Here is a 12,054-nt window from a genome sequence, read left to right on the forward strand (position 1 = left end):
GGAACTGGGGGCGATTCACAGCTCATTGACCCAACCTTGCCCCTCACCGCGGTAAACCACCACGACGCCACCACGGCCTGTATAGACCTGCCTCAGGTTTTGCCATTTCATCTTCCTCTTTCGACATTGCCCCACGCCGAGTTTCAACAATGAAACATATGCGCAATGGTCATGAAACTAACTATTGAACAGATTTTTGGTGGCTTGAGCCCCCAAAATAATACTCATTGCACAAGACGGCATTGACTGAAAATATCGAGCCCCTGCTCGTAAGCTGATGTTTTGATGTCCCAGATACCCAGCACAGATGAAAAAATATTATCGTGTGAGTAACGGGTATCAGCAGCTTTCTGCTGCAAACACGTCATATCAATCCCTTTCTCTTTGGTAAATCCTGGTGACATCCAGACCTGCATAGGTACTCGGGTCTGGTCATCCGGTGCAAACTTGTACGGTGTACCGTGCAGGTAAAGCCCCAATGCCCCCAATGATTCACCGTGATCGGAGACATAGATCAACGCGGTGTTGTACTTATCTTCGTAAGTCTTCAACTTGGCAATCATCTCTGCAATCACGAAGTCGGTGTAGCGAATGGTGTTGTCATAGGTGTTTGTAAGCTCTTCATCTGTACAGTTTTCAATATCGCTACGTGGGCAATCAGGCAGGAACTGGCGATGAGCATCAGGGTAGCGTTTGTAGTAGGTTGGGCCATGGCTGCCTATGAGGTGGAAGCCAACCAGTTTATCTCCTTTCATTTGAGCGATCTCATTATCAAGACCTTGGAGGACAACCTCGTCATAGCATGTGTTTTTATCGCAGAACTTAGGATGATCCTTCGGCTTGACCTCGACATTCGGGACTCTATCGCAAACACCTTTGCATCCGCCATCGTTCTCTTTCCAAAAGATGGAGATCCCGGTTTTATTCAATACATCAAGTAGCCCTTCACTATTGCGAGCTCGATTATCATCAAACTCCTTTCTCCCCATATTGGAGAACATGCAGGGCACCGATACTGCTGTAGCAGTGCCACATGAACGAACATCGTTAAAAGAAATGACATCCTCAATCTTACTGGTAAAAGCGTTAGTTTCTTTCTCGTAGCCATTCATGGAGAAATTTTTACCACGAGCGGTTTCACCAACAACCAAAAACATCAGAGTGGGCTTGTCTTCTTTCGCTACTCGTGTAGCGTCATCGCCCAAAGTAGTAAAGGGGACAGGCTCAGCCATATAGCGTCTATAAAGATATTTACTGGTGCTATACATAAAGTTGGCTGGGACAATTTCACGATTTAGAGTCTGATTGTTGCGGCCAATAGATGCATAATCCTGATAGTACAATGCCGCAATAACCCCAACTATTGCTAACGAGGCCAGCATAGAGAGTGCTCTCTGAGCAATACCTTTATACCAAGTAGATGCATACTCAATTTTCACAAAGAAAATTAATATGGCAGGAAGCACTCCTGTAAACAGAACCCACATAATGATAGATAGGTTTACGTAGGCATATGCTTCACTTTGATTTGTTTCAAAAATATTCTGAATCATGTCACCATCAAACAATACCCGATATTTCATCATGGTATAGCTAGCGATAGAACCCATCACAAAGAGGAAGGCGAAGAAGGGTTTCATCAGATAGCGGATAGAAAATGGCATGAAGACGAAGTTAAGAGCCGCAACAAGTAAAAAAGGAATTGAAATAACAAAACCGACCTTAAAGTGTTCAAGGTTGGACAGAATGTCATAAAAATGGAGCAAAACTGGCCAGTTTAGTAAAAACGAAAAAACAAAGGCCAACAATAAAATGAATGGAACAACTCTTATTTTGACTACCGAAAACATAACTTCTCCCTGATAAACCCTTCAATTCTACTAGAACTGTTTTATTAAAAATAACACATGACACATAATTCAGTTTTTTCGACATTGTTTGAATATATCTAAGGTCTTGTCGTAAACCTTAGTTTTAATGTCCCAGAGTCCCAAAACAGATGGAAAAAGATTGTCATGCGAATAGCGGTAGATAGCTGAATTATTCTGCAAGCACTTCATATCCAGCCCTTTCTCTTTGGTAAAATTGGGTGACATCCAGACTTGCATAGGCACACGGGTCTGGTCATCTGGTGCAAACTTGTACGGTGTACCGTGCAGGTAAAGCCCCAATGCTCCCAGTGATTCACCGTGATCAGAGACGTAGATCAAGGCCGTGTTGTACTTATCTTCGTAGGTTTTCAACTTGGCAATCATCTCTGCAATCACGAAGTCGGTGTAACGAATGGTATTGTCATAGGTGTTTGTAAGCTCTTCATCTGTACAGTTTTCGATATCGCTACGTGGGCAATCAGGCAAGAACTGGCGATAAGCATCAGGGTAGCGTTTGTAGTAGGTTGGGCCATGGCTACCTATCAAGTGGAAACCAATCAGCTTGTCCCCTTTCATCCGAGCGATCTCATCATCCAGGTTTTGCAGTAAAACCTCGTCATAGCATGTGTTCTTATCACAGAACTTTGGATAATCCTTCGGCTTGATTTCGATGTTAGGAACTCGATCACAGACTCCTTTGCAGCCTCCATCGTTTTCCTTCCAAAAAATGGAGATCCCCGTTTTCTGCAACACATCTAGCAGACCCTCACTGTTGCGAGCTTGATTAGCATCAAACTCTTTTCTCCCCATATTGGAGAACATGCAAGGCACAGATACTGCTGTTGCAGTTCCACACGAGCGCACATCTTTAAATGAGATGACCCCACCGACTTTACTGGTAAAAGGGTTTGTATCCTTCTCATAACCGTTCATTGAGAAATTCTTACCACGAGCAGTCTCCCCCACAACTAGGAACATTAGGGTGGGTTTATCTTTGTCCATGGCCCGTATAGCATCATCTCCCAAAGTAGAAAAAGGAATTGGTTCTGCAAAATAGCGATTATAAATGTATTTAGTTGAACTGTTGATAAAGTTTGCAGGGACAATTTCACGCTGTAAATTTGGATTATTTCGTCCTACTGAAACATAATCCTGATAATACAATGTCGCGATAATGCCAATGATAAATAAGGATGCAATCATGGATAACACTCGTAGAATGATCCCTTTGTACCATTCTGTCTCGTACTCAATTTTAACAAGAAACAATGATGCCGCTGGAATTATTCCTGCTAACGTAACCCATCCCAAAATTGGTAAGCTAAAGTAGGCATATGCTTCGCTTTGGTTCGTTTCAAAAATGTTCTGAATCATGTTTTGATCAAACAAGACACGATACTTCATCATGGTATAGCTGACGATTGCACTCAACACGAGAAGAAGAGCAAAAAATGGTTTCACTAAATATCGAAATGAAAATGGGACAAAAACAAAGTTTAGTGCCGCAACTAACAGAATTGGAAGGGAGACTGCAAACCCAAGCTTAAAGTCTTCCAGTTTGTAGAGGACATCATAAAAATGGAGAACGCCGCGCCAGTTCAGCATGAATGCAAAATAAAATGCCAACAAAAAAACAAGTGGCACAATTTTAATTTTTATTATGAAAGGCATAACAGCTCCATTTACAGCCTCAAAATATAAATCTATAGGCGAGACACCCTGTCCCGACATGTTGCGGTAGAATAGTAACAAAGCCGTACAGAAGCTTAATCAGTATTTAATCATTTACCGCCCAAAGTGTGACTTAAGTCACAAAAACATCTATCTCATATATGTTATATCACCAAAATTAAGAAAATCTTAAGATGTTCTCAGTTCAAGAAACGTTCCATTATTGAATGTTGATTTCATTAATAGGCGGACAATAATGTATGTTAAGGAAGGTGCGAACAAGTGGGTCGCACCTTCCCTTGGTAAGCATTGCAGACCGCTGATTAAGTAATGAGCAAATCATTATCAGGTCTATTGAAAAATGGCAAGTCGATCAAACATCAAGCAAATGTAAACCTAGCATCAATAGAGTTAAAACTCTATTGATGCGCTGGATCATATTTATGAATAAAGCGCATTGATAGGAGAGTCAGTTCCTTTAGGCTGATGAAAAAGGAATTAACATAAAATGGATTTTATATGAATAAAAAGATTGTTCTCGCAGCTGTCATTAGTAGCTTCTTTAGCCCTGTATATGCATCTAGTGCATTTGAGACATATGGTGATATCGGGCAATTTGCCTTACCTGCTATTGCAGCAGGGATCTCCTGGTATAAAGACGACTATGAAGGGTTGAAGGATTTTGGTTATGCTTTTGTATCAACTACAGCAACTGTTGAGATATTGAAGAATACGGTTGATGCAACACGGCCAAATGGTGGTTCGAAAAGCTTCCCGTCTGGTCATACGGCCTGGGCCTTTAGTGGTGCAAGCTATCTGCATATGCGTTATGGCTGGAGCTATGGGCTTCCTGCTTACCTTGCCGCTGGAGCAGTAGGCTGGTCTCGTGTTGAATCAGATAATCATTACTGGCGTGATGTAATCGCCAGTGCAGTGATTGCTACTGGTTTTAGCTACGTGTTTACCACTCCGTATGATCAACAGTTGGTGTTTGCACCTGGAATTATGAATGATGGTGCTCATGGAATTTTGATGAGTTATCGATATTGATCTATCTATGCCCTTGAAATTAACTTAATGGCGATGTGTACAAGCACATCGCCATTTTTAATACCAAGCCATTGGCAAAGCCTGACACATCTTTGCTAGTAACCGTGTCATTTTCAGAAGACGATTGCACAGAATGTCAAAAGCCGACTGCACTACCAGAACGCTTCATCCACCATTGAGCAGCTTTACGCCATCACCACGTAGCTCGCCTTTTGGCGAAACATGTCGATATAAGGTCTGCCGAGTGATCCCTAGCTCCTGACACAGATCACCGACCTTGGTTTCAGGTTGCCCCATCGCGGCCATCGCCAACCGTAGCTTGGCTGCGGTCATCTTGAACGGTCGGCCACCTTTCCTGCCGCGTGCCCGTGCTGATGCCAACCCCGCAATGGTTCGTTCGGCGATCAACTCTCGTTCAAACTCAGCAAGCGCAGCGAAGATGCCAAATACAAGCTTGCCTGCGGCAGTGGTGGTATCGATGGCCGCGCCGTGACCGGTCAACACTTTGAGGCCAATGCCACGCCCTGTGAGGTCGTGGACTGTGTTGATCAGGTGGCGCAGGTCTCGCCCGAGACGATCCAGTTTCCATACAACCAATGTATCGCCCTCGCGCAATGCCTTCAGGCAGGCTGCCAGTCCTGGGCGATCCTCTCGTTTACCGGAAGCCTGATCTTCGTAGAGATGGGAGGGGTCGAGGCCTGCAGAGATCAGCGCATCACGCTGTAAGTCAGTTGCTTGTGAACCATCTGCTTTCGATACCCGCATATAGCCAATCAGCATAGTTACATCCGTCACATATACGTTCGATTATGTGACATTTTGAATTGAAAGCGCTTGTTCGTCAAAGTGGGTCACTTAACCAGTCATTTATTCTAAGGAATGCAAAGGGTGTCGTCAGGGTAATAATGTGACAAAAATTCATGAAGAATGCCCTCTTGCACCAAATTGACACGCAAACGGTCCAAGGACTGGGTTTTCTGGTGCACACGAGTATTGAGCAAAGTCGAGGCTGGTGCTGGCGACTGCTGAGATTTAGCTGTCAGAAGTCAGCTGCACAATGGCTGTTGCGCCCAGTTAACTGGTGCAGTCGTCTTCTGACAATGACACTCACTGTCTAGATGGTTCACCTGGGGTGTACATAAGAAAACTCACCCAACCCCACAGATGGGGCAAACCAAGATGACAAGATGACAAGATGACAAGATGACAAGATGACAAGATGACAAGATCATAAGATAACAAGGCATTGCCTATCCAAGTGCATCCCTGTATTATTAACTTGTTAAGTTAACAACATAGGGAGGGGGATTATGATAATTGTTTTGGGTAGTCAGAAAGGGGGAGTAGGAAAAAGTACGTTGGCCGTCTCGATTGCAGCATACTTAATGACTCTCAGAAAACGGGTATTAATTGTCGATGCAGATGATCAAAAATCCGTTCTTACATGGTACAACAACCGGCCGGAAAGCCTACCTCATATGCCAGTGACGGGTGCAACTGGCAATATAAAAGCAATGCTAAAGGAGCATGAATTATCATACGATTATGTGATCGCTGATTGTGCAGGCCGTGACAGTGCGGAAATGCGGAGCGGTCTTATGGCAGCAGATGTGTTTATCTCTCCACTGCGACCATCCCAAATGGATCTTGATGTGGTTCCTCATACTTGTTCCGTTTTTACCGCAGCAAAAGATTTCAATGAAAATGTTCGCGGCTATTTGGTTTTGAACATGACGCCAACAAATATGTTCGTCAACGAAGCAAACCAAGCAGCGGAAGTGCTTGTTGAATTTCCAGAAATGCAGTTAGCCACCTCACGCGTATGTGATAGAAAAGCGCACCGAGATGCATGGGCTGAATCCATGACAATTTTTGAAACGCAAAATATTAAAGCTCAAGAAGAAATTGAACTACTTGTGAAGGAAATCATCCTATGAGAAATAGAACACCTTCAGCCTCTCGTGATGAGACAGCCTTTATACATGGAGGTTCTGCGGGTATAGATGCATCCACTGAACAGCCTAAAAATTCAAAAATCCTTAATAAGGCAAAACCTATCAGCATCTCTTTTTCAGAAAAAAACCTTCGAGATATAGATGACATAATTCGAGGAGAGATGATCTCAAGTGGCGCGCGAGCCAATCGTTCCGATGTAGTTAGAGCTGCTGTAACAGCATTCAAAAACCAATCTAAATCCGCTATTTCAGCCCTGATAAAGGAAGCAAAATTAAAATAACAACATACCATCTTAGCATCTTATTAAGTTGATCTCGATAGAGTCCATCAATTCGACCGAGGGGCGGAGTGCCACTGCCCCTGGCCATGTTCACCCTGCAGCCGAACTAGGGGATCAGGCGGTGACGGGGGTGATCAGGGGGTATGAAGTCCATTGGAACGGTTTTGTACTAACTAAGGGGGTCGCATCAGAATTCGGAATTTAAAGTACGGTAAGCCATTGGCATGGTGAAAAGTCTCATAAACGACCGTTTTTGAGAGGTGGCAGTGAGAATCCATCCCTTGCCAATGTAGGCATGGATGGTCGCTTTCTCGAAAATCACTCTCGTATTTCACTGTTGGAACAGCCGAGTTTCGAGAACCACGAAAAATGTAGTTTTGAGGGGTGAGTGACAGTGAAAAGCAGCGCCGTTACTGGGAATAGCCCTCATTAACGTACGATTTTTTCCGAATTCTGAGGTGACCCCTAATAGCCCAACTCGTTACATCCCCCTTCGTTATGATTTCGTGTAAAGAACCAGATCATAATCACCATTGTCGCTTTTATACGACTGTCCACACCTTGAAAAACCAAATCGACCAAGCAATCGATGCGTATCGTTATTGTCTTCTCGGGTAGTTGCATAGCACGCTTTACCAGATAGCGACCCCATAAGGGCTTCCATTAGTGCCCTGCCGTATCCTTTTTCCCTCTCTGAAGTCAAAACGAACAACCAACCTAGTTCATATGAATAGTTGCTAGGACTTGGCACTCCTGCTTTTTCAAAAATGCGGGTTTTATATCCATCATCAGGATTTTTAATCGCACCCACAGCCACCACGCAATCACCATCATTGATGAAACAAAGATGTTCAGCACGTTGAATCCTGTTTCTTAATCTACCTGACGAAACCTCTCCGCCCTCAATAACAAAATTCTGAAAAAGCTCCTGTTCGGTCGGACTGCAGTCTCTAGGTGCCTTGACTATTTTTTCCATATTAAAACCTCAATATCGCAGTGCTTGTTGCTAAAAAATGATGCTCAAAATCAATACTCCAGACGAGTTTAGGGGTTTGAAGCCCAACGGAACGAAAACGTACGTTAGCGGTAAACAAATGTCTAAAAAGAGCTCCACCCCGATTAAGTAGACATGTAACAGCAGCATTTTAAGGTGTCTCTAATCTTTTGAATTAGTGGACAAATTTCCTTAGCGTACAGATCCGCTCCATTGGGCTTCAACCCCCCTAAAGAGGGGGACACCATACACTTACAAAGCTGAACCGTAGCTTGATTAGCCTATACCGTTGGTAGCGATTAAATCCCTCCCATCACGATGGAGAACCCAGTCAATGTTCCATTCTCGCTGAATATGTGTGGGGATACTGATCTGTCGGGAGCCGGATGCGGTAGTTCCGCAAGTCCGGTTCTGAGGAGGGGTCCGTCCGGGTAACCGGCGGGTCTACTCACCTCAAACCCCTCGTACGGTAAACCGCCAGGCATGGCCTTACTTCTCGCAAACGGTCGTTTGTGAGCGTGACCACCGAGCCAACCGCTTACCGTACTTTAAATTCCAAATTCTGAAGCGCCCCCAAAGAGGCCAACTGAATCTGGGGCTCTTTTCATATCTGCAACACTAGACGTGGCTATTCCTCGCTGGTACGTCCATCGCTGGGGGCGTTGAGAGTAGCGCCTTCTCGGTGTTCTTCTGGGAGAGGGGCCACTGGCTCACCAACCCCCTTCTTATCAAGAAAACCTCCATCCACTGACTCGCCTTTGACTTGATACTCTGGCGAGCCGAAGAGAACCCCAACTCCATGACTTGGGGTGTTTAGGCTCCTAGACTCGCTCTCTTTCGGCTTGTCTGTCCCGGAGTTGATAAGGCTGACCACGGCTATGGCTATCAGCCCTATTATGGCTACGAGCATGACAGCCCTGCACATCTTCATGTGGCTATTTCCCTTGCTGTTGCTGATACACCATGCGCGTTCTGGATGGCGCTGGCGCATTAACGAAAAGCCCTGCCGATGTTACCCAGCTGTCGGAGCAGTGGGCGTACAGGGTCATGATCAGGTGCTCCTGCTCTGGAGTCAGCGTCGGCAGCCCACCCGTTGTAGCCGCCGCCAGGTAGGCAGCAAATATCGCAGTAAGCTCGTCTGGAATGGTTTCAGCAAGAGCTTGAATAGGAACGCCTGACTCTGCGGCAAGCTGTCGCATAAGGTGGCCCGCAAGCAGTTGCAGCTCAGGTTTGACATACCTGGTCATAATCGTGTTGGCAATGTAGCCAGTCCTTCCGCCCGACGGTGTGGGGATCGAGTATTGGTGAAGCTCGTCTTTGAGTTGTGCAGGGTCAGCCAGGTATGCCTGATAGACTTTCTGCGCCTCATAGTAACGCTTGGTGGCTTCGGACTTGAATGCCTTAAAGGCGGCTTGATCACCCATCATCATGGTGACCTCATAGGGTCTAGCTATGGGGATCCGCTCCTCACCGGCAAGATACCCGCCACCTATGTCGCTATGGGCTCCGTATAGGGGGATCTCACGGTGGTTCGCGCTGATTGAGTTGAGGGCGAAGTTGACCCGGTATTCATGGCTCGCAGTGAGTTGCACCACCTGATCGGCGCATCCTGGGGCAAGGTAGAGCAACACACCCAAATTGTTGTCATCGGCCGTATCCAGGCCATCCGCCGCGGAGCCGATAGCCGCTACAGTGTCAAACAGGCCGACAAACCCCACTCGAACTGGCCTACCCAGGTTTAGTGCGAGCAGCTTGTTGATGAAGTGACGCGCAGCGGCGGCGCCGCGGCTAAACCCGAATACATCAACCACAACACTGCCGGGTGGGAGGGATTGAACTTGGGTAGTTAGCTGATTCAGGCCCATTTGCGCTTTCATAATCACGCCGGTTCCACCGACACCAAGAGCTAGGCCCTTTGTGTCGTCCGCCAAACCGGATTGGGTGCCGATCCCCTCGATGTAGATGGCCTTCCCCATGTAGGCATCATGTAGACGTGCCACATTGGTGCGGCCGTTGTCGTATGACGTTCCGGTGCCAATCAGCTTCTCTATTGACGAACACACGGCATCACTGGCGCTCTCGCATTGCTCCTTGAGCTTGCTGTTGTGCATGTTGTTCTGGGTGCCATCGAAGAAGATGCCGATCCTAGTCACGGAGGGATCAACCAGCGGAACGAGGGGGGTCATCGGTGAACTGACCGGTGCGGGTGGCTCGGCGGGAACGCTGGCTGCTTTGGCACGGGGGCCCATGTTGTCGCCAACCGTTGTCCCCTGGGCGGGTAGGATTGTGTTGCTCATCGTTGGGCAGCCACAGGCCACATAATCCCCTTGCAGTGCCACCGGCCCACCTGGCCCGATGATGGAACGGGGACCGACTGCAACAATAGGGCCTTGCCCAACTTTGCAAGCTGAGCAGGTCGCTACCATTCCGATGTAAGTTGTTGGGGCCCCCTCGCTGAGCCAGCTGTTGTCCCCGTCTTGGATCATCCCACCAGTGCTCGTCGGGTCCCCTTTCCTTGCCACATTTCTCATCGCATTCCTCCATACTAAGAGAGGAATGATACTTCAAATGAAACTTACGAACGCTGAACGAGCTCGGATTGTGAGCTGGGTGCGCCTGCTTCCGTCGTACCTAGGCTAATTTGCCAAGTTCTTGCCCATCCAGGTTCCTTGCCGCAACAGCGTGATTGCATCGGAAGGGATCACCTTCCAAGCCTCTGCCAACCTCCTGATCGTGAATACCGCCAGCTCCATTCGATCATCGCTCTTCATTAAGTGGTGGTATTGGTCACCGCGCTCCGAAAGGATAATCGCGACTCGGGGTATGAAGTCCAATGGAACAGTTCTGTACGGTAAGCAGTTGACCTCCCAAACCGGCAATCAGGGGGTGACATGAGTCCCCCAGTGAGAGATGATGACCTTGCGTTGCCGCTACCCATGGTAACGACCTTGCTCTTCTTGGCCGCTCCCCAGTAGTGGCCTTTTTTCTGTCCCTTCCCCTTCCAATCATCAAAATCAGATAACGAACAATCAATATTTGTTTTTGATTAATGGTTCAGCATACTATTCTTGTCTGGCCCGGTGGCCGCCGCAGCAATCGAGGGAACAATATGCAGGAGCTGAAAGCAAAGTGGGTATTCGAGCAGGGAGGGTTTTCCAAAGCCTTGATCGCATGTACACCAATGGGTACTGGCTATCATCTGCACCTGGTGAGATTTGGCCGTCAGGGCGAGACAGACATCATTGAGCGCCAGCGTGGCGGCTGGCGGTTATTCAAGACTATCGATGCCGCCGTGCAAACGGCCAGGAATATCGGTTTTCGGCGGGTGGAAATCGATGTATCAGGGATGCGGGATTGAAAAACGGCACCGCCAGTGAGGCGAGGTCATCGGTTCGACCTCGGCCGAGGGGCGGAATGACCACCGCCGCCGCCCCTGGCCACGTTCTCCCAGCAGCTGACCTGGGGGATCAGATCAGAAATGCGTCGAGCGACTCGCCACTTGCGATAGCAGCTGCGATCTGGGCAGGCATGCGGCCCTGACCGGTCCAGGTACGCGCTTCACCCTCTACCAAGTAACGGTACTTGGCCGGACGTGGCGCACGCTTTGCTTTCGCCCCCGCATCGGCCCAGGCGGTCAGCCCCCGGCCACTGAGCAGATCTTCCGGCGAGAGCCCTTCTATTGCCAACAGTTCTCTGAACTCAGCAAGTTTCTTCTGATGCTCCAGCTTGGCCGCTTGATCTGTTTCGGCAGCTTTTAGCTGCTCCTGGACGACCGTATCAAACTTCTCTTTAATTTCCTGCAACTGCTCGAACGGCAGATCACGGACAGCTGCACGAAGGCTGCGGATATTCAATAACACTTTCAGAAAGTCATTCACCGGCAACACTCCTGGTTATGGTCATGGATGAATACGAAAAAAACATCGAGAGCGCTATTAATAGCGCTTCTGTGAGGCAATATAAACGAGCTTCATCATAGAGCTTATCTAGCTATTCTTAAAGCCTTGTAGTTCGCCTGTGCGCGATATGTGAGGTATTACACTGATATTGAAGGTGCCAGCCTGCCCCCCTCCCTGCAAAACCGTTTTTAAGGCCCGTGTAGCCTGACGTTCCACTGAAGTTTATTGGCCCCTTTATGGGGCATGATAGTGGCAAGCTGGTGTGTTGGGGGAGGGGTGTGGGGACGTGTCCCCACGAAGAGGGGTTATATTCTGACCGGCGGCCAGCGTGTT

11 protein-coding genes are annotated in these 12,054 nt (G+C 47.5%); 4 read left to right on the forward strand and 7 right to left on the reverse strand.

Translation table 11 applies throughout. The features are described from left to right. Positions 1-224 precede the first annotated feature (224 nt). Together AXW79_RS01750 and AXW79_RS01755 are read right to left on the reverse strand one after the other, a co-directional pair. Positions 225-1,850 carry an MCR-3-related phosphoethanolamine--lipid A transferase gene (locus AXW79_RS01750; RefSeq protein WP_005321524.1) on the reverse strand — a complete coding sequence of 542 codons (1,626 nt, stop codon included), beginning with the start codon at positions 1,848-1,850 and terminating at the stop codon, positions 225-227. Between the two features lie 69 nt (positions 1,851-1,919). Next, complete coding sequence (locus AXW79_RS01755) at positions 1,920-3,542, reverse strand: MCR-3-related phosphoethanolamine--lipid A transferase (protein ID WP_005321527.1); 1,623 nt, start codon at positions 3,540-3,542, stop codon at positions 1,920-1,922. A 519-nt stretch (positions 3,543-4,061) separates the two neighbouring features. On the opposite strand from AXW79_RS01755, the gene AXW79_RS21965 reads away from it, so the two are divergent. Beyond that, the gene (locus AXW79_RS21965) at positions 4,062-4,592 is read left to right on the forward strand and encodes a phosphatase PAP2 family protein (protein ID WP_005321531.1); all 531 of its coding nucleotides are present in this window, start codon (positions 4,062-4,064) and stop codon (positions 4,590-4,592) included. Between the two features lie 165 nt (positions 4,593-4,757). Here AXW79_RS21965 and AXW79_RS01760 read toward each other — a convergent pair whose 3' ends face one another. Continuing rightward, the gene (locus AXW79_RS01760; protein ID WP_005321541.1) at positions 4,758-5,372 is read right to left on the reverse strand and encodes a recombinase family protein; all 615 of its coding nucleotides are present in this window, start codon (positions 5,370-5,372) and stop codon (positions 4,758-4,760) included. A 530-nt stretch (positions 5,373-5,902) separates the two neighbouring features. Here AXW79_RS01760 and AXW79_RS01765 point away from each other — a divergent pair. Then, positions 5,903-6,529, forward strand: coding sequence for a ParA family plasmid-partitioning AAA ATPase (locus AXW79_RS01765; protein ID WP_005321545.1), 627 nt, complete (start codon positions 5,903-5,905; stop codon positions 6,527-6,529). Then, positions 6,526-6,828 (forward strand): ribbon-helix-helix domain-containing protein, encoded by a 303-nt coding sequence (locus tag AXW79_RS23530; RefSeq protein ID WP_005321548.1) that lies wholly within the window; start codon positions 6,526-6,528, stop codon positions 6,826-6,828. Before AXW79_RS01765 ends, AXW79_RS23530 begins: the two co-directional genes overlap by 4 nt. A 496-nt stretch (positions 6,829-7,324) precedes the next feature. Here AXW79_RS23530 and AXW79_RS21980 read toward each other — a convergent pair whose 3' ends face one another. The 3 genes from AXW79_RS21980 to AXW79_RS01775 form a co-directional block, all read right to left on the reverse strand. Further along, complete coding sequence (locus AXW79_RS21980) at positions 7,325-7,804, reverse strand: GNAT family N-acetyltransferase (protein WP_011899471.1); 480 nt, start codon at positions 7,802-7,804, stop codon at positions 7,325-7,327. Positions 7,805-8,450: 646 nt separating this feature from the next. After that, complete coding sequence (locus AXW79_RS01770) at positions 8,451-8,753, reverse strand: hypothetical protein (protein WP_005321561.1); 303 nt, start codon at positions 8,751-8,753, stop codon at positions 8,451-8,453. Positions 8,754-8,757: 4 nt separating this feature from the next. After that, the gene (locus tag AXW79_RS01775; RefSeq protein ID WP_005321565.1) at positions 8,758-10,353 is read right to left on the reverse strand and encodes a PAAR domain-containing protein; all 1,596 of its coding nucleotides are present in this window, start codon (positions 10,351-10,353) and stop codon (positions 8,758-8,760) included. 578 nt (positions 10,354-10,931) lie between these two features. Between AXW79_RS01775 and AXW79_RS01785 the strand changes: the two genes are divergently transcribed. Then, entirely contained in the window at positions 10,932-11,180 is a 249-nt protein-coding gene (locus AXW79_RS01785) for a hypothetical protein (RefSeq protein ID WP_011899418.1), read from the forward strand. A 109-nt stretch (positions 11,181-11,289) separates the two neighbouring features. On the opposite strand, the gene AXW79_RS01790 is transcribed toward AXW79_RS01785, so the two are convergent. Next, a complete protein-coding gene (locus tag AXW79_RS01790) occupies positions 11,290-11,700 on the reverse strand; it encodes an H-NS family histone-like protein (RefSeq protein WP_005322140.1) in 411 nt (136 codons plus the stop codon). Between the last annotated feature and the right edge of the window lie 354 nt (positions 11,701-12,054).

Origin of the sequence: Aeromonas salmonicida subsp. salmonicida, assembly GCF_001643305.1 — a bacterium.
Lineage (GTDB): Bacteria > Pseudomonadota > Gammaproteobacteria > Enterobacterales > Aeromonadaceae > Aeromonas > Aeromonas salmonicida.